Source organism: Rhizobium sp. 01T444, from assembly GCF_056398305.1.
The window spans coordinates 164,404-189,785 of the sequence record NZ_JBFTPD010000006.1 but is presented as its reverse complement, the minus strand read 5'-3'; the positions used below and the strand labels follow the sequence as shown (position 1 = coordinate 189,785).

The following is a 25,382-nucleotide window of genomic DNA, read 5'->3' as shown; positions in this document are numbered from 1 at the left end:
TTCACCATGTTAGCTATGGAGCCGAACGAGCCGATCTCGTTTGCGAGCGCAATTCACAGCTCATTCGTGAATAATCGTTGATCGTTTGCTGTGCCGCGCGCCAAACGGTGATATCGAACCCGTCCTGGCAGGCTGCTTGGGTCGTACCTCGCGATATTCTGCGTGCTTCATCGATATCGACGGAAACGCGAAAAATCTGCACGGCATGGGCATTCGCGCAGGTAAGGATCAGTGGCGTCAGCGTTTGCGCAAGAAGCGGCGGCTGCGGCGCTGCCGGAGCATTCTCCGGCAAAGGCGATCACTGAAACCTCGCCAGAACGTGAACTATAAGTAACTTGAAATACCAAAAGCAAAACGCTTTATCGGGGCGATGAATCCGAAGCACTTCATCTCGGCCATAAGCATCGCGGCTTTGGCGGCATGCTCACATATCGAGCCGCTTGAGACGCCCCTCGCCCAGTCAGCAATCCCGCACCAGGCGCTCTTGACCGATCAAGCGGTGATCGCAGATACAGTCGGTCGCAGTGCTGTCGGCGCAACTGCGCTCGCTTGGGCCAACCCATCGACGGGCAGCACGGGCGTTATCGAACAGATCGATCCCAGTAACGATGGACCGGACGGCTGTCGGAGATTTGTAACCAGTCGGCAATCGCTCGACGGTATGACGCGCTTCAACGGCGTAGCTTGCCCGGCTGGGAACAGTTGGAAACTTGGTGGGCAGTAGGGTATCCAACCCCTGCCCCTAGCTCCTTGAATTATGGCACGACGCCCAGTTCGTGCTGCCGAACGACGGCAAGGTCTTCGGTGTCGGACACTCCCCAGAGGAAACTGGTGAAGTACTCAAAGCAGCAGGTGCGCCCACCGATACCGTCACGCTGAGCGTGGACGCGTTGTTGGTGAAAGCGCCAAAGCGCGTGATCCTGATCGATACTGGGGTTGGCGGGGCGCTGCAGCAGTCCCTCGCTCAGGCAGGCACCAAGCCGGAAGAGGTTACCGACATTCTGATAACCCATTCGCATCCCGACCACATGGGCAACCTCGTTCACGACGGGAAGCTGGCCTTCCCCAAGGCAACGATCCGCATGTCCTCGGCGAGAAGAACGCCCAGCTTGCGAACATCGTCAAGGTGATCGACGGAAACGTGAAGACCTTCAAGCCGGGCGGGGTGAAAATTCTGCAGGAACTGGTCGGGCGTTCGGCGATTGATCAATCGAGTTTGAGCCGTTTGCGCAGATCGGCATTTTCGGCGCGCAATTTTTCAGACAGAAGCTTGCGCAATCGTTGATTCTCCTCTTCCAACTGCAAGAGATCTGCCGTCTCATTGACCACCGTCATCGGCGCGGCCGAGGCTGTCTGCACAGCCTTTGCGGCACGGCTCACACGTCCACGTTTGGTACTGGACGCAGCTTCGATCACCTTTGCCTTACGACCTCTCCTTTTCTCGCCACCGGAGCCGGTCGGAGCAGCTGTTGGCTCTGCCGTTGCGTCAGCGGATGCCGTTTCGAGTGCCGCGGCTTTCTTGGCGCGGGGTTTGCGCTGTTTCTTCGGCGCATCGGACGTTTCGACAACGGTCAGTACGTCGGCATTTGTGATCGTATCAATCTCGTCGGCCATGCCCATCTCCTGAGTCACTGATATAGGTGTCGACGTCCCGGAAAGCGGTGTCAACAACGACTCGGCCTGATCTCGCTCCGGTAAAGACACCTCGCGGTCGGATTTGCCACTCTGGGAGATGCCTGAGAGATATGGGATTGCCTCTCTCTCAATATCGCGAGCAACGGATTTTAGATCCATGTTGCCCCAGATCGAGTTTGACCTGGAATCGAGTTTTCGCCTGCCGGTTTTGTACTCGACCGCAAAATTGCGTTGCACTTTTTTCAATATAAAAAGCCTTGAAGAATCCACGGGATGGTTTGGTGATATGCTGGGACATTCGCAATACCGATTACCGGACTACCAGTCCATAGTCACCTCCGATGCTGCCGCACAATTCCGCAGCGGTGTGGCTGACCGAACGCGGTTAAGGTCGTAACGCTTGACGCTACGAGGTGCACGGTCTTGAAGCGATCGGAGCTGGCGACGCCTTACTCAATGAGCTAAGCGCTGATAGGACGACTTCGAGGCACGACGCCCGTTTATGGAACCCACACACTGTCGCGGACTGGCGCTGGCTTCCAGGCCAGCGCCAGTCCGACCAAAAGCTTCCAATTCGTGATCACGGGGAAGACCACAGTGGCGAAGAGTTGGTGGGAATTTTGCGTCGAGGTTCCAAAAGACACTCGAATCTATTCCTTGCTTCAAAGAGCGACGGCGACATCGAAGTGAAAACTCCTGGCAGCCAAACACCTCCAGCGTCACGCTGACGAGGCAGTTTATCATGCGAACACAAAATGTCCGAAACGGCGTGGTCGTCCGTAAACTCGAGCCGATCAAGCTACAGACCAAGCGATACGGCGTTGCCGAAGCAGTGTATCACGCCCTGAAGCGGTCGAAGGCGGTCAGCCCTCGCTTCGTCCTGCAGGGAGTCTAAAGGAACACCGGACTTTGCGGTCGATCGCTTCAACGCCCGAGATTGCGCGTCCTTCTGGTCGTAGGCGGCGACCCTGACATTAAGTTGCCTCGAGAATCATGTTGAGGGGGGTCTGGGCCGCCCGTCGAACGTGGGTGAAACCGCCCGACCGGATCACGTCGGACAAACGTTGCTCTCCTGCCTGCGCACCAAGCGCAAGACCTGTCTCCTGAGCAAGCGAGGTCGGAACGCAGATCATCGTCGAGGCGGAGTAATAGAGCCGTCCCACTGGGTTGATATTCTCCTCCAACGTATCTCCGGCCATGGGCTCCACGACCATCCAAGTGCCGCCGTTCTTCAGTGCACGTCGGATATGAGCCGCCGCGCCGTTCGGATCACCCATGTCGTGCAGGCAGTCGAAGCAGGTGATAAAATCGAAATCGCGACCCTCGAAATCCTGCGCCCGGCCGACTTCGAAATGGACATTCGTCAATCCGTGCGCCTGGACGTGCGCAGTCGCAGCGGCAATCGAGCCCGGATGGAAGTCGTAGCCTGTAAACCGCGACTCTGGGAACGCCTGTGCCATCAAGATCGTCGATAGACCGTGCCCGCATCCGACGTCGGCCACCTTCACCCCCTTCTTCAGTTTGTCGACGACGCCGTCGAGCGCCGGCAGCCAATCCTGCACAAGCGCATTGACGTAACCAGGGCGGAAGAGCCGCGCGACGGCACAGAACATGCAGCCAGCCTGATCGCCCCAGGCCACACCCCTACCGGTCTTGAAGGCGGCCTGTACCTTCGGCTGGTTCTCGACCATCGCAGCGGCGGTATCGAATGCGCCGATCAGATTGACCGGGCTGTCCGGTGCGGCAAACACGAGAGATTGCTCGGGCGTCAGCGAGAAGCGCCCCTGCTCGTAATGCACATAGCCCGAAGCGGCCTGGGCTGCCAGCCACTCGCGCACATAGCGCGGCGCACAGCCCGCAGCCTCGGCGAGTTCGTCGGCCTTCGCGGGGCCGATCTCCCTGAGGGTCGCATATAGCCCGAGCGCATCTCCGATGCGCACCAGCGGCACGCTGACTGCGCCGCCAAGATCGCCGAGGACCCGGCCCACCAGCTCATTGAGAGCTGTTTCGTTGAGTTCCGACATCTCGCATTCCTCCTCATTCTTGGACGGCGTCTTGCCATCCGTGACGCGAGGATGGAACAAGTCGCCTCCAGGAACATGAGGCGATCGTCCCGCAGCGGCGAACAATCCCGCTGATTGGAGGGACATACGTCCCGTCCGCCGCACAGAGAGCAGCTAGCTGTCGGGGACTAATTGGAGAGCGCGATGACGATCGCCTGCGAGCGGCTATGCACGCCGAGTTTGCCGAAGATCACCGATAGCTGATTTCGTACGGTTTTGACGCTCTTGCCGAGCCGTTCTGCGATCGCCCGGTTGTCGAGACCTTCCGCCACGAGGTCGAGAAGGGCCGCCTCGGCGGGTGTGAGATCCGCCTCACTGATGGCGCGCGGTCGTACGGGGCTGTCCTGCCCGAGAAAAGCAGCGAGTTCTGCCTGAAATACGCTCCATGCGGGCTCATCTGGCAAGAGCACGTGGTTCTTGCTTTCTAACGGCACGAAGCTGGCGTCTGGAATTGCAGCGGCAAGCTTGCAGCCCTGGTCGAACGGCACGCGCACGTCGCCACGGCTATGAGCGATCAATGTCGGTACACGAAGCATCGTCGCAAGCTGCAGCACATCGATCCCCTGCATTTGCCAAAGCAATTGCGCTGCAACCTCAGGAGTCGCAGTCAGGCGCTCCAGATCACCCCACCAGCGATGCTGTTCAGGCGTGCCGTCGGGGATGAAAAGGTTGGTGAAAAATTGACAAAAGGCTGGATTGTCTCGTCCCCAGCCGATGCGAACGAAATTGACAATTGTTTCGGCTTCCAGCCGCTCGGCCTCAGTCTGAGCTCTCGTCCTGGCACCCTGGCCATACGCGTTTAGGAGAACCAGATGCGAGACCCGCTCTGGATACCTCAGCGCATACACGATAGCGAGTGCGCCGCCCTGTGAAAGACCGAGGAGAACGAAGCGCGGGTCGTCGATCGAAGCAGCCACGGCATCAAGGTCGGCGTGCCACGCGTCGAGCGAAAGGTCAGATACATGCCGGTCCGACAGGCCGCAGCCGCGCGGGTCGTAGCGTACAAACCGGTTCCGGGCAGACATCGCCCGGAGCCAGGGCCGCCAGACCGGGCTCTCGAGATCATAGTCGACGTGGCTGAGCCAATGCGCCGCCCGCAGGATCACCTGGCCTTGTCCACAAGACGCGACGGCGATGCGGGTGCCGTCTGCGGAGGTACAAAACCGTATGGTCTGGCTGAGTTTCATCCGCCGAGAATATCGTAGGGAGCGGTCGCATAACAGACCTATCCTCTCCCCATCAATTGGTGCACCCCCGACGGTCAAACGCTACGCTTGGAAAGCCGGTAGCGAGTTTCGATCAGGGCATACCCAATCTTGCCCCTCGATCAACCAAACACTCGCCGAGCCTGATCAAGCGCCGGGTGTTCGGCGTGGAGAAGAAGAGCGACCTTTTAAGTTTCGGGGAGCATGTCTGGCTGCTCGACATTGCACCGGCCTCCTACGTCTACCGGATGATCGTTCTCTTCGGGATATCGCTTTTCGTCGCGACCTTTTATCTTGTTTCCGCGACCCTGCTGGCGCTGTGGCGGCTTTTCTCCGGCATCGCGATGCCGGCTGCAAAGACTGTGTCATAGGTGGTTGCAAGTCCTCAGCTGCAACGCCACCGCCTCAAGGGCAGTTGCGATCACTCTCTCGCGCTTGCGGCTGTCGCCGGTCCACTCATGTTCGTTCCCCTTCTCCTCAATACCCTCTCCCAGGGAACGATCTGGCTCCCGGAGGAGGCCTCCGTGCGAGCGGGAGCGGATGGCTTCCTTGAGAAGCTTGCCGCGCCGGCGGGCTCGCATGTCGAAAAGGTGCGCCGCTGTTTCATTCCTTGGACCTGTTCTCACCATGCAGCTATCGCTCCTTGAGGCCCGTGTTCGAAAACTCGGCACACAATTCCGGGCCGAGTGGCTTATCAACCGGCGCAAGCCGAGGTGACATCCAGGGAGCTTGAGGAGGCGAACGCCGGGTTCGAACGTTCAAGAGAGCGAAATCCTCGCGTCTGCCAGCGGCGGTCCGATTGCGACGATCCACGTGATACCGAAGAAACATTGAGAAAGCGCGCCGAAAATAAGTAGGAACTTTTCGGCGGAGACGCGGTTAGATATCCGGATCGTGCGGCGAACCGTCACTGTGATGGATCCCTTCAAAGCCCTGGCGGTCGTTGCGCGGTCCACCTCGGCAAATTTCGTCTTCGGTTTTGGAACTTTATCGTACACCAAGAGCCTGGGCGTCCGGATCACGTGGGGGCTTTAGTCTTTACCGGATTACATGCAGCACATGGTGCGTCGCGCGATCCACCAGCCGGCTTCGCGCGAAGGATCGTCACCCCATGCGCGTCAAATGCCGATATGGGCTTGCCCCCTGCCTGCGGCAGCTTGAAGAGCAGTGATGTAAGGGCTTTTGAAGCTTCACGTTTCAACATCATCCGTCATTTTAAATGACTTTCCATCGAGAACGGCTGCGTTCAATTAGTCATCAACGACTTTTGGAGCGGTGACTCAACATGGAAAAGCCGATCGCACTGGAGAACATCTCCGAAAACACGGTGTTTCGAAAAGGCGATGTCTTCGTTCTCTTCGGCGAATTGTTCGGTCGCGGCTACGCGACCGGCCTTCTCGACCAAGTCCGGAAAGTCGGAATGCGGATCGTCGGAATTACGGTCGGGCGGCGCGACGAAAAGAATGTCCTGCGGCCTCTTACCGACGACGAGCTCAATGAGGCTGAAGCAAGGCTTGGCGGAACGATCATAAACGTCCCGTTGATGGCTGGCTTCGATCTCGACGCGCCGGGGGATGGCCCCACACCCACTGACCTCCTGGCTGGGCTTACTTTGGAAAACTGGGAGCGCAAGAAGCTCGACTGGGAATATATCGATGAATGCCAGGCCGTAGGGGCGGCACGGTTTACGGATTCATTGTCGCAGGCCATGACCATCCTCGACGGCATGATTACCGACGGGAGCAACGTTTTCTTTGCCCATACGATGGCCGGAGGCATTCCCAAGGCAAAAGCCTTCCTGGTCGTCGCCAACAGAATCTACAAGGGAACGGGACCGCGACACATGTCGTCGCAAGCCCTGGTCGAAAGCGATATGGGCAAACTGATCCTTCGCAATTTCGACGAGGTGTCTGCAAACACCTTCCGCCATCTGATCGATTTCAGCGCGGCGATCCGGGAGCGCGTGGAAGCCTCGGGCGGCCAGGTTAGGTACACGGCATATGGCTATCACGGCACGGGCATCCTGATCGACGGAGAATACCGGTGGCAGACATACACGAACTACACTCAGGGCTACGCCAAGATGCGCCTTGAAGGTATTGCCGAGGATGCCTGGGCGATGGGCGTGAAGGCGAGCGTCTACAACTGTCCCGAGATCCGGACCAATTCATCCGACGTATTCACGGGCATTGAACTGCCTCTCATACCCCTTCTACTTGCGCTGAAGAAGGAGAACGGTGGCGAATGGGCGGCCGAACAATGGCGAAAATGCCAAGAGCTTCTGGCGGATGGTTTCACGATAGATGACGTCATCGGCAAGATCAGTGACCTGCAGGCGAGCGAAGTCATGACCCCATTCTATAACTTCTCCGCGTGGCCGATGCCCAACAACCAGGGACAGGCCGACCTGACGATCGGCACGTCGAACCAGATCACCTCGATGCACCGTCACAGAAAAGTCATGATCAGCGATCTCCTGAGCGCTCTGGTCGTGGAGGCGACCGGACAACTTATTTTCGGTGCATCATCTTCACCTTCCGGGCCAGTCCGGTGGCTCAACCACGACATCGTGGCCCGCCGCCTCAATGCTTCCCACGGAGAATACAAGGCTGCATCGCAAGGTAAAACACGCCGATCGTGTGATGACGCCGCATCAAGGCTGGAGATTGCCTGACTGTTAAATGGCCATGGGGGTTAGGTGCTGCCCCGCGACAATCCGTATGCTGATTTAGCAACATCACCTCATTGTTCGGTCTTTGCGAACGCGGATCCGCCCTTTCGGGGAGCCGAACCGCATTCCCGATAATGCGTTCGGCGCTGTTCCTATCTCACTACGGGCGTCAGTCGGTACGGGCCACAATGGAACTGTCATCGTGGCCGTTGTCCTTGAAAGGTGTCTAGGGTCATGGTTGCCCGCGAGGGACTACCCGTCGTCACGAAACAACGAAGCGCATCGGAGCTTTCAGCATCGCGTCCGCACCAAAGGTGCGGGAAAGCGGGAATTCGCGTCACACGAGGGCGCGAGGAAGGGCAGCCGCAAGAGCTTGCGCGTTAGCGCAAGCGGGACCGACTGCCCCACGACCGCGTGTTCCGCTTTCCGCCGGACTAGCGACAGTCCGAACCTTCGCAGTCGACGACCGGCCGCTGCCCCGCTGCAATAATCGTTTTGTCTCTTTCAGGATGCACCACGATCGGCTCGGATAACACAACCTACACGAGCTCAGCAGGGATAGGGCGGGTTCGAGGTTCCGGCGACAACTTTTACTAACTCTCGCGGTCACACGGAAGCGAAGGAGGCACTGCTTTTTGGCGATTGCAGCGCTTTTGCCTAGCGCTCATATGCGGAACTTGACGCATTGGCATATCGTTTTTGAGGATCGGTATGGCTTGAATTGTGAGGATTACTCCTTCAAGTGCCCAAATTGATCGCTCGACGTCTGCTCTCGTCACGTGCATAAAGCAAAGAGTCGCACATTGGTTTGACGTCTAGTGGTCTTCGCAGAAAACGGCGTATTTCGAAGGAACCCGCACGCTGGCCCTACAATTCTAGTGCCTTTTTAATAGCAACGGCCGCATAACGCGACATCGTAGGGCTTTTCCAACCAATTCGCCGGATTTCGACGAGACCCGGCACCCTTTTCTGACCGTCGCTTGCTGAGCGCTCCAGGCACAGAGTTTTTGGACGGTCTGATCTGCTCAGACAAAAATGTACCGCCCACGAGCCGAGCTCAGGAGCGCCCTTGTCATGTCGCCTCCGATATTCATGCACGCCGCGAGGTCTGGGTGCGCTTCCCATGTGTAGTCAAGAAAGAACCTCTCGGTGCGCCGTCCAATGTCGTACGCACCGGTGACGAGTTGGGACACACGGTTAATGGACTGCCCGACTGAGAACGCGATGCGGGTACGCCGCCTTGAACTGCGAGATCATTGCACAGGCCTGCTGCAATACCCGCGCAGTCGTTTCGGGATTGTCGCGCGCGAGTTCATCGGCGTTTATGCGGATCGCTTCCGCCATATTGGCAGACATCAAAGCGAACCGCCCTTCACCATAGACCTGAGCCTCCTGCGAAGCGGTCTCAAGCCATCGGGCGAAATCGACGATGATCTCTTCCCTCTCCGGGATGCTGGCGCTTCTGATGATATTGATCGTCTCTTCCATGTGGTCTCACTCCATACAGACGTGGGAAAGCGACCGGGCTAACCCAGCCCCGATCATCACGTGAACTAGGAAGTGGAAAATCCGGATTCAAGATTCAGTTCAGCTTGAACTCGCCTTCGACACGACGCCATTCGTTCGGCCCGATCAGGCGCTGATGGCTGTAGCGGACGGAATGCAGCGGGCCATCGAGGCTCTGCTGCCAGAAGTCCAGGAACTTGTGCATCTCGGGAAAATCGGGCGCCAGATCGTAGTCCTGCCAGACATAGGTCTGCAACAGGGATTCGAAATCGGGAATGCGGTAAAGGATATGGGCGGTGGTGAGACCATAGCCATTGAGCTGGCGTTCCAGGTCGGATGAAAATTGCATGCTTCATCTCCGTTTCAAGACAGTGCCAAGGTGGGCGCAAAATCGAGTGACCCCCAACATGATTTCTAACGCAGTATCGTAGTTTATTGTTCCCGTTCAATACGTTAGCAGCCGACATAGGCGAGTGCTAATTTTTCGTCGCCACCCTCTTGAAATCGAAAAAAGCCGAGAATAAATTTTTTCGCGCAAAACGCTCATAGAGGTTTTGCAACCCCCGGACTGGTCATCCGGTCCGGCAGGGATTGCGTCATCTTTTTGTCCGATGGAGGAAAACATGTCGTTTAGACCGCTGCATGATCGCATTCTCGTCCGCCGCGTCGAAACTCAGGAGAAGACCCGGGGCGGCATCATCGTTCCCGACACCGCCAAGGAAAAGCCGCAGGAAGGCGAGGTCATCGCCGTCGGTCCCGGCGCGCGCAACGAGGCTGGCCAGGTCCAGGCCCTCGACGTCAAGGCCGGCGATCGCATCCTGTTTGGCAAATGGTCCGGCACCGAGATCAAGATCAACGGCGAGGATCTGCTGATCATGAAGGAAAGCGATGTCATGGGCATCATCGAAGCCCAGAGCGAGCAGAAGAAGGCTGCCTGAGCATCCGGCTATCAACCCATCAGTCAACAATAGCTGCCTATTGAGGAGTTAAAGAAATGGCTGCGAAAGACGTGAAATTCAACATCGATGCCCGTGACCGCATGTTGCGAGGGGTCGATGTTCTGGCCAACGCCGTGAAGGTGACGCTCGGCCCGAAAGGCCGCAACGTCGTGATAGACAAGTCCTTCGGCGCACCGCGCATCACCAAGGACGGTGTTTCGGTCGCCAAGGAAATCGAACTCGAAGACAAGTTCGAGAATATGGGCGCGCAGATGCTGCGCGAAGTTGCTTCGAAGACCAATGACATAGCCGGCGACGGCACGACGACGGCAACAGTTCTTGCCCAGGCAATCGTCAAGGAAGGCGCCAAGGCGGTCGCTTCGGGCATGAACCCGATGGACCTGAAACGCGGTATCGACCTTGCCGTGGACGCGGTCGTCAAGGAATTGAAGACCAACGCTCGCAAGATCTCCAACAATGCGGAGATTGCGCAGGTCGGCACTATCTCGGCCAATGGCGACGAAGAAATCGGCCGCTATCTCGCCGAAGCAATGGAGAAGGTCGGCAATGAAGGCGTCATCACCGTCGAAGAAGCCAAGACCGCTGAAACCGAGCTCGAAGTTGTCGAAGGCATGCAGTTCGACCGTGGTTATCTCTCGCCCTACTTCGTGACCAATACCGAGAAGATGCGCGTCGAGTTCGAGGATCCTTATATCCTGATCCACGAGAAGAAACTCTCCAATCTTCAATCGATGCTACCGGTTCTGGAAGCCGTCGTGCAGTCCGGCAAGCCGCTGCTGATCATTGCTGAAGATGTCGAAGGCGAGGCCCTTGCAACCCTCGTCGTCAACAAGCTGCGTGGCGGCCTGAAGATTGCTGCCGTCAAGGCGCCCGGCTTCGGCGATCGCCGCAAGGCCATGCTGGAAGACATCGCCATTCTGACGGGCGGCACTGTGATTTCCGAAGACCTCGGCATCAAGCTCGAGTCCGTCACCCTCGACATGCTCGGCCGCGCCAAGAAGGTGGCGATCGAGAAGGAGAATACCACCATCATCGATGGCGTCGGTTCCAAGGCCGATATCGACGGTCGCGTTGCACAGATCCGCGCCCAGATCGAGGAAACCACCTCCGACTACGATCGGGAAAAGCTGCAGGAACGTCTTGCCAAGCTCGCTGGCGGCGTTGCCGTCATCCGCGTCGGCGGTTCCACTGAAGTCGAGGTCAAGGAGAAGAAGGACCGCGTCGATGACGCGCTGCATGCCACGCGTGCGGCTGTCGAGGAAGGTATCCTGCCGGGTGGCGGTGTCGCGTTGCTGCGCGCCGTCAAGGCGCTCGACAATCTTAATACGGCCAACCAGGACCAGCGTGTCGGCGTTGAGATCGTGCGGCGCGCGATCGAATCCCCGGTGCGCCAGATCGTCGAGAATGCCGGCGCAGAAGGTTCGATCATCGTCGGCAAGCTGCGCGAAAAGGCCGAGTTCTCCTACGGCTGGAACGCCCAGACCGGCGAATACGGCGATCTCTATGCACAGGGTGTCATCGATCCTGCAAAGGTCGTACGCGCAGCACTCCAGGACGCGGCCTCCGTCGCCGGCCTTCTCGTGACAACCGAGGCCATGATCGCCGAAAAGCCGAAGAAGGACACTGCTCCGGCCATGCCCCCTGGCGCAGGAATGGACTTCTAAGAAGTGATCGGTAAGGCTCGTCCCAGCCGCCGCTGGGCGAGCCACTCGCGGAGAAAACATGAGTTTGCCATCGAAAGAAGATGCGCGCCTCTGCGCCAGCGTCGTGAAAGAGGTTGCCCGCTCCAAAGGAATAACGTGCGAGCCGGCCTCTATCGGTCGGCTCACCGCGACGGTCGCCAGGCTCTTCAGCAGGGGCGTGCGAGACCGGGACAGTCTGCTGTCGGAAGCAATGGCAATCACCGAAATACCGGTGGCGCACGAGGAGCACCGTCCGCTTCTTGCCGAGCTCCGGCACATCACCACAGGTACCATCGATTTATCTATGGAGCCAGAAAATGAGAGAGGACATCAACAACAGTAGAACGAACCATAGTACCGAAGCAGCAATCAGCGCCGCGCAACTGCTTCATCCGTCCAAGCATTTTAATCACCCCCGTGACGTGCTTGTTGCCAGCGATATCGGCGATGACGCAAAACGCGCCATTCTCGCATCATGGGCATCCGACCTCTTTGCCATCGAGTCCATTCCGGCACTTCGTCTTTATCCTGGCACGGATAAAGCCGTCTCTTATGACGAGATCATCGAAGCGTTGAAGACTCTAGACCAGTCTGATTGGCAATCCGAGGAGCAGGGTGCATCCAATTTCCTCGACATGCAAAGAAGCCGTTGCCGTCGCTCGCCGTCGCGCCGGTTTGGTGGCGTTGGTCTGTGCAGCTACCGGAAAGGAGACCACCGCCGACAGCCGTTTGAGATCTAAACACTGCCACCAGCTGCCGTGTGCCTGTTTGAGGACGCGGGCATGATTTTTGCCGACGACTCTTTGCTCAATTGAGGAGGTTTTGCCGATGAAAATCGCTCAGATCGCACCCCTTGCCGAGAGTGTTCCGCCCAAGCTCTATGGCGGCACGGAACGGATCGTTTCTTATCTGACCGAGGAGTTGGTCCGTCAGGGCCAGAAAGGCCCCGCGTGCCGGGCCTTTCTCATTCCGCGATGCGCTATTGTTAGTGGCAGTCTTGCTCGCTATGCGGGCTGAGCTTTGCTGTCCCGTCGTTCTGTGTCGAGGAGGCACCGCTCTTCGGTCTGCAATTATCACCATTGGCGCTGCGATTGCCGAGTGAATTGTTGCCGGCATTGTTGCCGCCATTGACCGAACCGGTGGAATTGCTATCGGTACCGCTGCCATTCTGGCTATTGCTTTGGCTGTTTTGGGAACCGGTATCGCTCTGGGAATTGCTGCCCGAATTGCCGGACATATTGCCGCCGGAACTGCCCCCAGCGCCTGCGTTGCCACCGGCGCCGCCGCTCGATTGCGCGAAGGCAGAAGTCGCCATGCCGAGGCTTAGCAGTGAGACTGCGATAATTTTCATGCGCATGATTTTCTCCTTGAGTTTCATCACCGAGGATCAATCACGGCGCGCCCATAATGTTCCGATCACAAAAAATTCAAAGGCTTCGAGCAGTGTTGCCTCGAGGGCAGAACCCGAGCCCATTGAGAGATGAAAGCGGCCTACGAAGACATATTTTCTCAAGGCAACCGGCAAGACCCGCACGAGCGTCAATCGTTGGCGAACCGCGTGAAACATCGGTCGGTCTGAAAGGAGACAAACTCGACGAGCAGGTTGAAAAGCAGCATCCGACGCACTGACCGGCACGGACGCGGCGGCAATCTGGTAGCAGATTGGGGCACCAGGTCGCCTATTGCGGCGATGACCCAAGCGGCTTCGAGCAGAACCTCGCAACCTTCATGCCGAGGTTGGCCGCCTTTCAGATGCGCCTGATGGGCGAGCACTCTGTCAGCGACGGCACGCTCCCGTAGGCTGGTGACGTCGAGCGCTTGAGGAAAATTCTAGGCCGCCGCTACATTCTTACCGCGACTTCGCGATCGAGACCGCCATACGGAGAAATGTCCACGCTTGGAAACTGCATGTTCCAGAGCTTCAAGTTTCGATCGAAATCAAAGCTGCGGCCGTTCTACACCCTTGTAGCGAGCATCTCGCACCCTCCGCCTCGGCTTGGCTGCGTTCAGCTATGAGCAACGCTGATGCTCGAGATCACCGACCAAGGAGCAAGAGTGCGCGAAGCAGCCGATCCCAACGTAAAAATCTGTTCCACTCCCGGCAGCGGCGCGATCTTGCCTGGCTGATTAGAAAGGTTTGCCTGGAGATGGAGATTCGCACCCTTTGCCAGCATCCATTCCACGGCAATGACGTTTCCTTCACGTCGAAATCTACCGCTTCCGCCAGGGGCGCCCTTAAGAAGCGGCACAATCCGCCGGTGTCGCAAGTTAAGAAGGGTCTTATAGAACACCAGCATATGTGCCGCAGCAGCATTGTGCAGCCCACGCCAGTCTAGCTTCGCTGCTTCGAATGTGGACTGCGCAGTCGGATCCATGAGGTCATCATCATCGAACCCAGGAAGGCGCGACAACTCCTCACGACGCCCGATCCTCACCTTCTCGTTCAGCTCTTCATCAAAGTCGCAAAAATAAGGGAACGGCTCGCGCGCGCCCCACTCCTCGCCCATGAAGAGCATCGGGATTTGCGGCGACAATAGATAGACTGCGGTGACAGCCTTGATGGGCTCGAGCGGCCGGTATGTCGTCATGCGGTCGCCGACCGCCCGATTGCCAATCTGATCATGGTTTTGAATGAAGGAGATGAATGCCGTGGGGGGCAGGTCGACAGAGGACTTGCCGCGACTAGCGCCGCGATAGGGCATGTGTTCGCCTTGAAAGACAAAACCTTCCGCAAGCGCGCGTCCGACTTTGTCACCGTCGTCGGCATAGTCCTTGTAATAACCGAAGATTTCTCCGGTCGCGGCGATGTGCAGCACGTGATGCACGTCGTCATTCCACTGAGCCGTGAATTGACGGATCCGCCCTTGCTCGTCTCGTCTCAAGAGATCGCTGTCATTGTCTTCGTTCTCGACGATCAGGTGAACATGCCGGGCACCGGAAGCTTCGCGAACACGTCGGGCAAGCTCGTGAAGGAGATGTTCTTGGCTATCGTCCTTTATGGCGTGCACTGCATCGAGGCGAAGACCGTCCAGCCTGAACTCCTTGATCCAGTAGAGTGCATTCTGGATGACGAACTCCCGAACCGCCGTCGATGCGTCGCCATCATAGTTAATGCCATTTCCCCACGGTGTCTTATGGTGCTTGGTGAACAGCGGCGCGTAGGCGGGCAAGTAATTTCCATCCGGCCCGAAGTGGTTGTACACGACATCCAGGAAGACACTGATCCCGCGCGCGTGCGCCGCGTCCACCAGGGCCATCAAATCTTCAGGGCGACCATAGGTGCTGTCGGGCGCATAGGGCAGCACGCCATCATACCCCCAGTTGTAGCGACCGGGAAAATCGCTGATGGGCATGACTTGAACAGCGCTCACGCCGAGCTCGGCCAAGTGATCCAGTCTTTCGATCGCAGACCGGAATGTGCCTTCCGCGGTAAACGACCCGATATGCAGTTCGTAGATTACGCATTCTTCCCAGGGGCGCCCAACCCAGGCGCGAGTTTCCCATTGGAAAGCTCTCAGGTCGACGACTTCGCTGGGCCCGTGAACGTCACGCGGTTGAAAGCGGGATGCACAGTCTGGGACTTCGCTGCCGTCGGGAAGCACAAATTTGTAAAGGCTGCCCGGCCCAGCGCCGGCGACATGGCAACGAAACCAGCCGTCCTTTGTTTGCTCCATCGGATGCTGCTCGCCACCCTCGACCTTCAAAGACACAGCTTCAACAAGGGGCGCCCACAGCCGGAACTCCACGCCTGCTTCTGAAACAAGCGGACCAAACGCATAATCCAATACATCACCTCTGTGATTTGTGTATGCTATCCTAGCGGAGAAGCCCCTGACCGCCGTCGACCCACACCGGAGAGCCGGTAATGTGGCGGCACTTGTCGGAAGCCAGGAAGACGATCACATCCGCAACATCTTCACTGCGACCTGGCCGGCCTCCGGTGATCGGTACCTGGCCTTCAGGCCACACGACCGGTATCGCCGTTTCCTCTTCATTGCGCACGCTTGTATTAGCGTCGATGTTTGTTTCGATCTCGCCGGGACAGACTGCGTTGATGCGGATGTGGTGGCGGGCAAGTTCAAGGGCCAACTGCTGCACCATCGCCACCTGCCCGGCCTTGGCGGCCGAATAGGCGGTCGCACCCGGGGTTGTGAACGTTCTCGTTCCGTTAATCGAGGAAACAACGATGATGGAGCCGCCACCCGAGCGTTTCAATTCGGGTACCGTCGCGCGGATCGTCAAGAAGGTGCCGGTTAAGTTCACCGCAATCGTGTCATTCCATTCCGAGAGCTTGAGGTCATCGATTGGCGCCCATACGCCGTTTATGCCGGCGTTGGCGACGACAACATCAAGCCGGGAAAATTGCTCGGTTAGCTGTCTCACGGCTGCTTCCAACTGATGCTCATCTGATATGTCGGCAAGGACGGCCACCGCGTCACCTCCAGCAGCCAAGATCGCATTAACGGTGGATGAGATCTCCTCTTGCGTATGCCCGAGCGCACCGACTTTAAAGCCCTCCTTTGCCAGCGCCAGGGCGGCGGCTTTTCCAATCCCTGACCCGGCTCCCGTAACGAGAGCGACGGCTGTCTTCATTGACGGACCTCCAAGAAAAAGGGTGATAATCCGACCACCGGCTCCACCGCCGGTCGCGTATGTGTTGGCGGACTTGAAACTTTCGGATTTATGAGAAGTTCCGTTGCGACGAACTTGGTACGACGGAAGACGCTGACGCGACCTGCTATCGAACCGGTTCGACCCGTCGTAGTCGAGATCCGAGGACGTGCAATGCGCGGCGCTCCCAGTCCGCCGTCTGCTACCGTCGGGGTACCAAGCGCTTCCGAGCCCGCAATCGGAACGATGGCCGGTTCGACAATTCCCACAACGGTAAAGAACTTACTGGCGTAGGATTTCACGCTCGGGTCCTGCGCCGGCTGAATCCACGGAAGCCGGATCGCTACCGCAACAATGGAGCGCCGACGAACCGTCCACTTCTAAAGAAAGTCCGGCACGCTTCACAAACCGCCGGAAATTCTCGGCCGCAGCCTCCACGGGAAAACGCCCGTGGCGGGCAGTTACACAAGCACGTTGAATGACGTCGTAGGCTATATCTCTTTTTGGTTCAGGCCAGTCGTCGAGAAATCGAAGAGCGCCGTCGAGATCGACGATCTCTTCAACACAGAACGTATTCTGAATAAAGATGGGTCGTTCAAAACGATAACCCGATATCATGACAAACTCCTCCTGCGCTACCCAAGGGTGCCAAATGCGAAAGACGTGGCGACAAAGGCGGCGCGCAGATAGGCCTCGCCCGGGCCACACGCGGCTGCTGTCGTTTCACGTGTCAGTGTTTCAAGTGCGAAGCCAATGTCCCGACCATGGTTAGGAGATTGTTTTGGTTTCTGCGCCGCCTTCACTGCAACAGGGCTTTCGGACAATAACGAGCCGCGCACCACTCCTCGTGCACCTCCGTGATTATTGAAAGGGCTTCCGGACCAATGGCGCACTTGGCGCCATGCAAATCCTGGAACGTCACCATCCTCCCAGTTAGCCAATCGAGGACATTAGAATATTAGGAAGTGCACACATTTAAGGCAACGGGCGACTTGAGGGCGGTCGGGTTTGGTCTGAGAGCGTACAGTCCGAGGCTGAATTGTTTCAGGAATAAGTTAATCGGCAGCCGCTCATGTGGCAGCCATTTCCTCGTGACGGAACTGGATGAATTCAATCTGGCCGCTAGCTCTGTTGAGTGCTCCAAACACGCCGTTGATGCCGTCACCTGGATAGCCGAACATTCGCCGGACGCCCCGCGTAGAGGGCGGGAACGACGAAGTCGCCGACAGTTTGTGTCATGTCGATGCCTCTCAATCGTCTCGCAATGGACATCAGAGGAAACCTTCCCTTCGAGGTATTGGTTCCGGATTTTCTGCGGCTCACTCTACTGGGCGACGGTGGCAAGCAGTCGAAGCGTTGACGAGGCACTTTTGCGATGAGGGAATGCAACAATCGTGCGATTCTCAAGGCGGGCGGCCACATAGCTTCGCGGCAGCCGGAGCACCGAACCCTAGCTTCGCCGACGTAAAAGAGTGGCCGGGCAACGGGGGTCGGCACAGCCCATTTTGGGTCATCCCGAGATTAACGGTCGCGCCGCAATAGGATAATTTGTCTATGGAAAGGAACTTTTGACCGTTACTTCGGTTTGAAGGGCGGGTCGCGCGGCGAACCATCCCTGTTGCGATTCCTCCAATCCCTGGCGTTCGCTGCGCGATCCACAATCAGCTCTCCGGCTGTCTCGGGACAGCGCGACTTCGAAACCCCCTTAGGCATTGGGTGGCGGCTTCAATCTCAAGTTTTTCGTCTTTGATCTTAAGGAGATGAATCGAACCAGGCTTCAATGACTTTGCGGTTAATAGGAATGTGCCCATGCTGATGAGGTACACACAGAGATTCAAATGGTGCGAGACATGGAGCGGTGAGAATCGCCATGACTTTATTGGCCTCGACGACGAAGAAGTGATTGGCCGCATTCAGCTCGACCAAACCACTCCTAACAAAGTTGGACTTTGGCGGTGGAACGTCGCCGCTGCGCCATGGGTGCCGCGGACAGTCACGCCACCGCGGGGGTGGGCCGAAACACGTGGTAAGGCCTTGCGGCTGGTCGAGAAGCACTATGAAAGCCTGAAAAGACGTAGTGTGGACAGATAGGATCTTTCCATCGCACCCGTGGTTCGCGGATTTAATCTCCTGCCCGAGCGAAAGTCAGGTTCACATTTACGATCCAAATCGAGCGCAGTAAATTGTCGACTTGGACGCACAGAAGGAGGAGTTGTATGAGGCGGGAAAATGGCAAATCCTCGACATCTTCTATGTGGCGCAGGCCCGTTTGCGTGAAGACCGGTCATGGAATGGCCGAGCCCATTAGCGGCCCCGAAGAGGCGTTGGACTGTCTATTGAACAGATGGCCTACCGCAAGTGGCCATTATTATGGGCTGGCAAAGCTTACTTGCGTAGGAGCGCTCGAACAATACAACTCATTCGAGAGAGCTCGGGAGTGCTTCACCGCGGCTGCCGTTGAAGTAGACATATTGGCCTAGCGGTGGCATCCAGGAACGGGCCTATGCCAAGCCTCTGCCGGAACCTTTCAACATGAATACGCACGCCGAGAGCTGCGAGACGAATTCTTAAGGTCTTAAGTCAATACCGTATGCCCGTCCCCACTCCACAACGCAAAGCGTATTTTATATGACCACCAAACTCGGAAGTTGCAGTCGACTCCAGTCAACTCTTCTCCGATAGCCAGCGGAAACTATTCAGACGATCGGCACCCAACACCGGTCAGCTTTAGCTTTGACGTTTTCATTGCCTCCCACCTTCAAGATAGCTGTGGTGATGTGATTTGGCTTCACTGCTGTGTCACCCATCCCGGACGGGTCATCATAAACAAACTCGTTACACCACCCACCTTGCAGCATCTGGTCACGCACCAACCATGCGCACGTGCTGTTACGACTGGGCCGGCCTACGTGCCGCCCACAAAATTATTGGGTTAACATCGCGATGACCGGATTGTCTGCACGCGCCCGCGTCCACTGCGATTAGCGTTCAAGCCTCCGTAAGCGCCGTCGATAAACGCCATTTACTCCTACAGAACGCTACTATCGTCGACCGTCAACACCAGTGCGTTGTCGTCGCAGGCAAGTAACGTGGCGTCTGGACGTCGGGCCGACGTCCATGGCCAGCGATAAGATCGGACTTCTGTTGTGCGCAGACGCCGGCTTCCGAATTTATAATAGGCGTTCTGCGGACTCAGTCTCTGTACGTTGGCAGACGCCTCGGTTCGAGGCGATCGATCGGCGGAACCTTGCGCGCGATTCGAGGTTAGCCGGTTGCAACGATGGCCCAACCAAAGGTGATACCCATGATTTTGAAGATCCTCGCGACATCAGCATTTGCGCTCAGCCTTGCAACATCTGTCATGGCCCAGTCCTCGGGAAGTTCTGGAGGTGCCGGAGGCACAAGCGGCGGCACATCGACCGGCGGTTCTTCGTCGACGGGTGACGCGTCGGGCACCAACACGGGCTCGGGCAATAGTGCTGCGGGCGGCACCAACATGAACGGCAACAGCACCGGCGGGAACTCGGCCGGCTCTGGCGCAGACGCCGGCAATCCCTCCGATAACAATACCACTCCAGGCGCCTCCGGCGGCGATCCGAACGATTGCCAGCGAACCACAGGAAGCAGCACCGGAAATCCTGCTCCGGCTAGCTCGGCCCAGTCGAGCGGGGCCAACGGCTGCTGACGGCGGACTACGCGAGCACCAGCCGCAGCGCTACCGACCCCTTCATGTTGGCGCGTCCGAGATAGTAGCCGGCTGGCGCGTCGGCGAGACCATCGCGAATGTGCTTTTGGGTTTGGTCCTGTCGATCCGTCGGCAAAGGCATTGGGCAAATCGGGTTGCCGGCCACGATGGTCGTACCGGCCGAATGTCTACGCGACCTTTCCTTTTGCGGAAAAAGAAATCCGGCGCGCGGCAGCCTCCAGGCTTCCGCGCCTGCGAACAGAAAATAGGACCAGACGGACGCGTGGGCAAACAGGACGCCGAAGGCTGCCAGATCGTCATCCAATCGACTGCATGCATCATCATTTTCCCTCTCATGGGAGCATCAAACAGGAGTGTCGAGACTGGTTCCCGCCATTCACCGCCGGTTCCCTGGCGTACGGCAAGCGAGCAAAGTCGAGAGACAGACAAGCGCTGCCGGCTGCGGCAAGGGCCGTCGCGCGCCGACTGTTCTTCTAATGCGTTTTGATCCCTGTTCAGGTCTGCGCGAGTAAAAAGCCACGGCGAGCAAGATAAAGCCTGGATCAGATGCCGGCCGCATGCCCGAGCTGCTATAAGGCTTTTCTCCTAATAAGGTTGATTACAAGCGCAAACGGTCGCCCTTCGTCGAAAATCGCGATGCGAAAAAGATGCTCCCTGGGCGACTGCTCGACACCAAGTCGCACGATCCAGGGAACAAAAAACGAGCGCGGGCATTTCGCGAGGCATGAGCGAAAAGACGACATGGATCGGCGGGTGCCTGTGCGGGACATGCCGATATGAGTTTCGCGGCGCCCCACCGCACACCGGCTATTGCCATTGCGACATGTGCAAGAAGGCGACCGGGGGGCCGTTCGCCGTCCTTGTTCAGGCAAGTCTCGAGGAGTTCAGATGGACGAAAGGCCGGCCTCGGTCATATCGCTCCTCCCCCGTTGCGACGCGCGGTTTCTGTGACCTATGTGGAACACCTCTTTACCTTCAGTACCACGATGACGAGTTGATACGCGTGACCGTCGGCTCGCTCGATTATCCTGAAAGGGTCCGGCCAACGGGGCACTACGGCGTTGAAAGCAGATTGGACTGGGCCGACTGCGGTCGCGGCTTGCCTGAAGAGAAAACGCAAGAGACGTTCTGAAGCCCCATGTCGTCCACAGGTGAGGCGTTCTGATTTTGGAGATTTCTGCTATCGTTCGCGAGGTACAGGGAGTAGGCGCCATGGTTGCAGCGGGTTTGGTTCCGGACGGATTCTACTGGGCGAAGTCGTCTCATTATTTCGAGGGGCGGACCACCGTCGTCCAGGTTTCGACCGTGTTTGGAAGGGATCCGGATTACTGGACCCTTGCACTGCTCGGGACTGACCAGCACGCGATGCCCTCCGAATTCGAGATCATTGGGCGCGTCGAACCCGCGGGGCAGTCTGCGCTCCGCCATGCCGCAGAATAGCGTTGGCTACCGGCTATGGCACGAACTCCGCGGCTTACGGCCGACATCGATCGCACGCTTAATTCTGACAATGGCTTGAGGCGGCCGCTACTGCGCTAAACCCTTCCGACCCATTTCGCCGTGATGCTCGATTATTCGTGCTTGCCTGGCAGGACTGAACTCAACACCTGCCGCACTGTGCCGCGAATGACGCCTTCCTGATTGGGATCACCCTTCATCAGCGTGGTTGTGAGTTTCGTGACCTGCTCAAGCGTGAGATGCGGCGGCATCGGCGGGACTTCGGGGTCGGTTTTGACCTCAAGGAGAACCGGGCGATCCGAGGTAAGCGCCTCGTCCCAGGCCGGCCCCAAGGCTTCTGGGCGATCGACAAACAGGCCCTTGAGACCGATGAGCTCGGCAAACCGGTGGTAAGGTAGGTTGGGAATGCTTTGCGAGGCCTCGAATTTCGGATCGCCCTCCATCACCCGCTGTTCCCACGTTACCTGGTTGAGGTCTTCATTGTTGAAGACGCAGATGATAAAGCGGTGATCGGCCCAATCACGCCAGTATTTGGAGACGGTGATCAGCTCGGCCATGTTGTTCATCTGCATGGCGCCGTCGCCGACCAGCCCGATGACGGGTCGTTCGGGGTGGGCGTATTTGGCGGCGATGGCGTAGGGAACCGCAGCACCCATTGATGCCAGTCCGCCCGAGAGCGACGCCATCATACCGGTCCGTATCTTGATGTCGCGGGCATACCAGTTCGCGCACGAACCGGAATCGCTGGTCAGAATGACATTGTCCGGCAGCCTTGAGGACAGCTCCCATGCGACGAGCTGCGGATTGACGGGATCGGCTTCGGCATGGGCGCGTTTGTCGAGCAGCGCCCACCACGCAGAAACGTTCTTTTCAACAGTGCGACGCCACTTGCCGTCCTTTGGTTCGATCAGGGGCAGCAGCGCCTTCAGGGTTTCCGCGGCGTCCCCGACGAGATTGACGTCCATGGGATAGCGAAGCGACAGCATGCCAGCCTGAATGTCGATCTGGACTGCCTTCACCTGTCCTTCCGCGGGCAGGAACTCTGAGTAGGGAAACCCGGAACCGATCATCAATAGTGTGTCGCAGTCGCGCATAAGATCCCAGGAAGGTTCGGTTCCGAGCAGGCCGATCGACCCGGTGACCCAGGGCAGCGAGTCTGAAAGGACGGCCTTGCCAAGCAGCGCTTTCGCGGCCCCTGCGCAAAGCCGATCGGCGATGGCGATCACTTCTTCGGTTGCGCCAAGCGCGCCGGCACCCACCAGGATAGCAACTTTCTCACCAGCATTGAGGATATCGGCCGCGGCCTGCAGGTCCTCCTGATATGGCACGATTCTGGGGGCTCGATAGCCAAAGCCGGAATGAACGGTCCCGTGAACGCGCTCCGGCTCCTCGTAGGGCAGTTCCTGCAAATCGTTGGGGAGGATCAGTGCTGTCACTGTGCGGTTCGACAATGCGATGCGAACGGCGCGATCGACAAGATGTCGGACCTGCGCAGGCGTTGAAGCCTGATGGACGAAATCCCCAGCGACATCCTTGAACAGGGCGGCAAGATCGACCTCTTGCTGATAGTGTCCGCCAAGCGCGCCGCGCGCCTGTTGTCCGACGATCGCCAGAAGCGGCTGATGGTCGGCCCGGGCATCGTACATGCCGGTGACGAGATGTGCCGCCCCTGGGCCTGAGGTCGCGATGCAGACGCCGAGTTCGCCGGAAAACTTTGCGTAGGCAGAGGCCATGAAGGCAGCCATTTCCTCGTGACGTGCCTGGATGAATTCGATTTTGTCGCTTGCCCGGTTCAACGCTCCGAAGACGCCGTTTATACCGTCGCCGGGGTACCCGAACATGCGCCTGACGCCCCAAAGGTGAAGGCGAGAAACAATAAAATCACCCACTGTCTGAGCCATGGAAAATGCCTTTCGATGTCATGGTCAGGGTCTGTGTCAACAAACCCTTGCCTGGCCATGTTGGTTCCGCTCGCGAACAGGAGCTGGTCAAAACGCAAGGCGGTGACATCGGCTGCGCCCGCCCTGTGGACCGTCACCGGAACTTTGCCGCTAAACCGCAGTTTTCCTTGCTTCACATCAGCTAAGGAGATGTTCCATGCCCCAAGGTGACAAGTCCGCCTATACCGACAAGCAAAAGCGCAAGGCTGAGCACATCGAGGAAGGCTACGAAGACCATGGCGTTTCCGAGAAGGAAGCCCAGCGCCGAGCTTGGGCCACCGTCAACAAGGAAAGCGGGGGTGGCAAGAAGTCCGGCTCCGGCCGCGGCCATGCCGAGAACCATGCCTCCTCCGAAAAAGGTGGACGCAAGGGCGGCGCTTCGGCTGCATCGCGAACTAAGGAGGAGCGTTCGGCTTCCGCCAAAAAGGCGGCGGCCACCCGAAAGCGAAACGAGCACCACGCTCATCACTAGCCTGACGATGGCGCCATGACCGATGGCGCCTTTCCCCTGAGGAGCCGCCTATGCCGAAAAAAAATCAAAACAGAAATGGTCGCAGGACGTGACCGACAACAGCGATGCGATGGACCTCGAAGGCGGGATCTTTAAGCAGCGCAGCGCCAAGAAGATCGCGGATTCGCTCAAGCATTCAGCGGAGGAGAGCCCGCGGCGAAAAGCCAGCCCTTTCCAGTCTGCGATGTCGATGCTCACCTTTTACATAAATCGCGCCGGCAAGCAGCTGTCGCAATCACGCCTGGCGACGCTCAATCGCGCCAAGGACGAATTGCGCAAGGACTTCGGCAAGCAACCGAAGCGCTGACGCGCCATTTATCGGATGCGGGAGGACATTATTCGTGCCGCTGATAAAACGGCCGAATGACAATCCGCGCGACGACGATCTCAAACGCCAGCAGGCTTTGGAACCGTCCTTTTGTCGATCATTGAGGAAGCCGCTGCCGGCTGGCCCCGTCGTTTGGTGCTTCAATCGCTCGGCGATCTCGCCGATAACCTTTGGACCGATGAAGAGCAGTTCGGACCGCGGGCGGAACTCCCGGGGGTCGGCCGTTTCGATCCATAGGGGTTTCGCCTTGCCCTAATCAGTTAGGGATTCAGATGGTCGCCAATGCGCTTGAGGTCGCCGATAAAGCGCTGCCGCGGCTTTCGTGATCATCGTGATCGCGAATTCGAAGAAGGTAGGAAGCATGGATCGTGACAAGGATTTGGATGATGTTTGCCGCTTGCAGGACATGGCCCCGCTCCTTTTTCAGTCCGACCGATCGACCCATCAAAACGTAAGCGGCTGTCGCGCCGAGCGCCGGATCAGGCCGGAGAAGATCCAGTTCGCCGTCCAGCCACCACATGCAAAGTTGTATCTCGCCGGCGTTCGGCTTCGTGTGAAGACGCTGCTTGCCGCGCTGTTCGAACTTGAAGTGCTTAACCGCATTGGTCACGTAACAAGCGAACGATCGACGCCGGCTTCCGGCAGACATTTGTCGAGCAGCCTTCCGGCGGGGCGGATGAAGGCTTGCCGGCGATGTCCTCATGATCTCCCGGCTGAGCGGAGCCCGCGAGCCTGTTAGGCGACGTCCGCTATTGGGTTGAGCACCAGACATTTCCGCCGGATGAAATTGCGATCAGATTTCATCATCGCCTGGTCGCGATCCACCCGTCTCCAAACGGAAACGGCCGTCACGCTCGTTTGGCGGCCGATCTTCTGATCGGACGCCTTGGCTCCGGCGTTTCAGTTGGGCGCCGTCTGGCCGATGCGGTGAACTGCGCGCTCGCTACGTCGCAGCCCTGCGCGCAGCGTCGCGCCTCTGCTGGAATTTGCCCGCATCTCAGCGGCGCAGCCTCTATGCGCATCGTTCGTCTTGATGGGAGCCGGACCGACGACACGGCATGGCTTCAACACTGGCTTCAGCAAGTTAGAAACGGCTGCAAACGCGCT

At 58.1% G+C, this 25,382-nt stretch carries 25 protein-coding genes and 6 pseudogenes; 18 read left to right on the top strand and 13 right to left on the bottom strand.

Annotated elements, in window-relative coordinates:
- Positions 1-370: 370 nt before the first annotated feature.
- The gene (locus AC1DTN_RS12620; protein WP_477921172.1) at positions 371-724 is read left to right on the top strand and encodes an RT0821/Lpp0805 family surface protein; all 354 of its coding nucleotides are present in this window, start codon (positions 371-373) and stop codon (positions 722-724) included.
- 52 nt (positions 725-776) lie between these two features.
- Complete coding sequence (locus tag AC1DTN_RS12615; RefSeq protein ID WP_477921170.1) at positions 777-1,130, top strand: MBL fold metallo-hydrolase; 354 nt, start codon at positions 777-779, stop codon at positions 1,128-1,130.
- A 76-nt stretch (positions 1,131-1,206) separates the two neighbouring features.
- Here AC1DTN_RS12615 and AC1DTN_RS12610 read toward each other — a convergent pair whose 3' ends face one another.
- The 3 genes from AC1DTN_RS12610 to AC1DTN_RS12600 all read right to left on the bottom strand — a co-directional run bounded on the left by AC1DTN_RS12610 (position 1,207) and on the right by AC1DTN_RS12600 (position 4,885).
- A complete protein-coding gene (locus AC1DTN_RS12610) occupies positions 1,207-1,881 on the bottom strand; it encodes a transcriptional regulator (protein ID WP_477921168.1) in 675 nt (224 codons plus the stop codon).
- A 728-nt stretch (positions 1,882-2,609) separates the two neighbouring features.
- Complete coding sequence (locus AC1DTN_RS12605; RefSeq protein ID WP_477921217.1) at positions 2,610-3,659, bottom strand: class I SAM-dependent methyltransferase; 1,050 nt, start codon at positions 3,657-3,659, stop codon at positions 2,610-2,612.
- Between the two features lie 167 nt (positions 3,660-3,826).
- On the bottom strand, positions 3,827-4,885 hold the full coding sequence (locus AC1DTN_RS12600; RefSeq protein ID WP_477921215.1) for an alpha/beta fold hydrolase: 1,059 nt from the start codon (positions 4,883-4,885) through the stop codon (positions 3,827-3,829).
- Between the two features lie 185 nt (positions 4,886-5,070).
- Between AC1DTN_RS12600 and AC1DTN_RS12595 the strand changes: the two genes are divergently transcribed.
- Together AC1DTN_RS12595 and AC1DTN_RS12590 are read left to right on the top strand one after the other, a co-directional pair.
- Entirely contained in the window at positions 5,071-5,274 is a 204-nt protein-coding gene (locus AC1DTN_RS12595) for a hypothetical protein (protein ID WP_477921166.1), read from the top strand.
- A 914-nt stretch (positions 5,275-6,188) separates the two neighbouring features.
- The gene (locus AC1DTN_RS12590; protein ID WP_477921164.1) at positions 6,189-7,577 is read left to right on the top strand and encodes an enoyl ACP reductase FabMG family protein; all 1,389 of its coding nucleotides are present in this window, start codon (positions 6,189-6,191) and stop codon (positions 7,575-7,577) included.
- Between the two features lie 1,194 nt (positions 7,578-8,771).
- Here the strand turns inward: AC1DTN_RS12590 and AC1DTN_RS12585 are convergent.
- Positions 8,772-9,062 (bottom strand): hypothetical protein, encoded by a 291-nt coding sequence (locus tag AC1DTN_RS12585; RefSeq protein ID WP_477921162.1) that lies wholly within the window; start codon positions 9,060-9,062, stop codon positions 8,772-8,774.
- A 94-nt stretch (positions 9,063-9,156) separates the two neighbouring features.
- Complete coding sequence (locus tag AC1DTN_RS12580) at positions 9,157-9,429, bottom strand: usg protein (protein WP_477921160.1); 273 nt, start codon at positions 9,427-9,429, stop codon at positions 9,157-9,159.
- Positions 9,430-9,703: 274 nt separating this feature from the next.
- Here AC1DTN_RS12580 and AC1DTN_RS12575 point away from each other — a divergent pair, with 274 nt between their 5' ends.
- The 5 genes and pseudogenes from AC1DTN_RS12575 to AC1DTN_RS12555 form a co-directional block, all read left to right on the top strand.
- Positions 9,704-10,018, top strand: coding sequence for a co-chaperone GroES (locus AC1DTN_RS12575; protein WP_477921158.1), 315 nt, complete (start codon positions 9,704-9,706; stop codon positions 10,016-10,018).
- 56 nt (positions 10,019-10,074) lie between these two features.
- Positions 10,075-11,703: a chaperonin GroEL gene (gene groL, locus AC1DTN_RS12570; protein WP_477921156.1), complete on the top strand. Its 1,629-nt coding sequence runs from the start codon at positions 10,075-10,077 to the stop codon at positions 11,701-11,703.
- Between the two features lie 58 nt (positions 11,704-11,761).
- Positions 11,762-12,064 (top strand): hypothetical protein, encoded by a 303-nt coding sequence (locus tag AC1DTN_RS12565; protein ID WP_477921154.1) that lies wholly within the window; start codon positions 11,762-11,764, stop codon positions 12,062-12,064.
- Complete coding sequence (locus AC1DTN_RS12560) at positions 12,039-12,461, top strand: hypothetical protein (protein WP_439019181.1); 423 nt, start codon at positions 12,039-12,041, stop codon at positions 12,459-12,461. Before AC1DTN_RS12565 ends, AC1DTN_RS12560 begins: the two co-directional genes overlap by 26 nt.
- Positions 12,462-12,549: 88 nt before the next feature.
- Positions 12,550-12,663 (top strand): annotated as a pseudogene (locus AC1DTN_RS12555) (glycosyltransferase family 4 protein); the annotation flags it as partial.
- A 43-nt stretch (positions 12,664-12,706) separates the two neighbouring features.
- Here AC1DTN_RS12555 and AC1DTN_RS12550 read toward each other — a convergent pair.
- Positions 12,707-13,078 carry a hypothetical protein gene (locus AC1DTN_RS12550; RefSeq protein WP_477921152.1) on the bottom strand — a complete coding sequence of 124 codons (372 nt, stop codon included), beginning with the start codon at positions 13,076-13,078 and terminating at the stop codon, positions 12,707-12,709.
- Positions 13,079-13,383: 305 nt separating this feature from the next.
- Here AC1DTN_RS12550 and AC1DTN_RS12545 point away from each other — a divergent pair, with 305 nt between their 5' ends.
- Together AC1DTN_RS12545 and AC1DTN_RS12540 are read left to right on the top strand one after the other, a co-directional pair.
- A complete protein-coding gene (locus AC1DTN_RS12545; RefSeq protein WP_477921151.1) occupies positions 13,384-13,521 on the top strand; it encodes a hypothetical protein in 138 nt (45 codons plus the stop codon).
- 78 nt (positions 13,522-13,599) lie between these two features.
- Positions 13,600-13,734: pseudogene (locus AC1DTN_RS12540) on the top strand (manganese catalase family protein); the annotation flags it as partial.
- Here AC1DTN_RS12540 and treZ read toward each other — a convergent pair.
- The 4 genes and pseudogenes from treZ to AC1DTN_RS12520 form a co-directional block, all read right to left on the bottom strand.
- Positions 13,728-15,506 (bottom strand): malto-oligosyltrehalose trehalohydrolase, encoded by a 1,779-nt coding sequence (gene treZ, locus AC1DTN_RS12535; RefSeq protein ID WP_477921149.1) that lies wholly within the window; start codon positions 15,504-15,506, stop codon positions 13,728-13,730. The pseudogene AC1DTN_RS12540 and the gene treZ sit on opposite strands and share 7 nt — an antisense overlap.
- Positions 15,507-15,537: 31 nt before the next feature.
- Positions 15,538-16,314, bottom strand: coding sequence for an SDR family oxidoreductase (locus tag AC1DTN_RS12530; protein WP_477921147.1), 777 nt, complete (start codon positions 16,312-16,314; stop codon positions 15,538-15,540).
- Between the two features lie 300 nt (positions 16,315-16,614).
- Complete coding sequence (locus AC1DTN_RS12525) at positions 16,615-16,950, bottom strand: DUF982 domain-containing protein (protein WP_477921145.1); 336 nt, start codon at positions 16,948-16,950, stop codon at positions 16,615-16,617.
- 458 nt (positions 16,951-17,408) lie between these two features.
- Positions 17,409-17,571 (bottom strand): annotated as a pseudogene (locus AC1DTN_RS12520) (thiamine pyrophosphate-binding protein); the annotation flags it as partial.
- Positions 17,572-18,548: 977 nt separating this feature from the next.
- Here AC1DTN_RS12520 and AC1DTN_RS12515 point away from each other — a divergent pair.
- Together AC1DTN_RS12515 and AC1DTN_RS12510 are read left to right on the top strand one after the other, a co-directional pair.
- Positions 18,549-18,812, top strand: coding sequence for a DUF982 domain-containing protein (locus AC1DTN_RS12515; RefSeq protein WP_113321179.1), 264 nt, complete (start codon positions 18,549-18,551; stop codon positions 18,810-18,812).
- Between the two features lie 824 nt (positions 18,813-19,636).
- Positions 19,637-20,017, top strand: a complete 381-nt coding sequence (locus AC1DTN_RS12510; protein ID WP_477921142.1) for an oxidoreductase — start codon at positions 19,637-19,639, stop codon at positions 20,015-20,017.
- Positions 20,018-20,024: 7 nt separating this feature from the next.
- Here AC1DTN_RS12510 and AC1DTN_RS12505 read toward each other — a convergent pair whose 3' ends face one another.
- Positions 20,025-20,342: a hypothetical protein gene (locus tag AC1DTN_RS12505; protein WP_477921141.1), complete on the bottom strand. Its 318-nt coding sequence runs from the start codon at positions 20,340-20,342 to the stop codon at positions 20,025-20,027.
- Positions 20,343-20,762: 420 nt separating this feature from the next.
- On the opposite strand from AC1DTN_RS12505, the gene AC1DTN_RS12500 reads away from it, so the two are divergent.
- Both AC1DTN_RS12500 and AC1DTN_RS12495 read left to right on the top strand, forming a co-directional pair.
- The gene (locus AC1DTN_RS12500) at positions 20,763-21,170 is read left to right on the top strand and encodes a GFA family protein (protein WP_477921139.1); all 408 of its coding nucleotides are present in this window, start codon (positions 20,763-20,765) and stop codon (positions 21,168-21,170) included.
- 80 nt (positions 21,171-21,250) lie between these two features.
- Positions 21,251-21,478: a hypothetical protein gene (locus AC1DTN_RS12495; RefSeq protein ID WP_113321175.1), complete on the top strand. Its 228-nt coding sequence runs from the start codon at positions 21,251-21,253 to the stop codon at positions 21,476-21,478.
- Between the two features lie 131 nt (positions 21,479-21,609).
- On the opposite strand, the gene AC1DTN_RS12490 is transcribed toward AC1DTN_RS12495, so the two are convergent.
- A complete protein-coding gene (locus AC1DTN_RS12490) occupies positions 21,610-23,397 on the bottom strand; it encodes a thiamine pyrophosphate-requiring protein (protein ID WP_477921137.1) in 1,788 nt (595 codons plus the stop codon).
- Between the two features lie 196 nt (positions 23,398-23,593).
- Here AC1DTN_RS12490 and AC1DTN_RS12485 point away from each other — a divergent pair, with 196 nt between their 5' ends.
- Together AC1DTN_RS12485 and AC1DTN_RS12480 are read left to right on the top strand one after the other, a co-directional pair.
- Positions 23,594-23,908 (top strand): plasmid stabilization protein, encoded by a 315-nt coding sequence (locus AC1DTN_RS12485; protein ID WP_113321173.1) that lies wholly within the window; start codon positions 23,594-23,596, stop codon positions 23,906-23,908.
- A gap of 61 nt (positions 23,909-23,969) precedes the next feature.
- Positions 23,970-24,254, top strand: a pseudogene (locus AC1DTN_RS12480) (DUF3175 domain-containing protein); the annotation flags it as partial.
- A 281-nt stretch (positions 24,255-24,535) separates the two neighbouring features.
- Here the strand turns inward: AC1DTN_RS12480 and AC1DTN_RS12475 are convergent.
- A pseudogene (locus AC1DTN_RS12475) lies at positions 24,536-24,991 on the bottom strand (UdgX family uracil-DNA binding protein); the annotation flags it as partial.
- 4 nt (positions 24,992-24,995) lie between these two features.
- On the opposite strand from AC1DTN_RS12475, the pseudogene AC1DTN_RS12470 reads away from it, so the two are divergent.
- Positions 24,996-25,269: pseudogene (locus AC1DTN_RS12470) on the top strand (Fic family protein); the annotation flags it as partial.
- Positions 25,270-25,382: the final 113 nt, after the last annotated feature.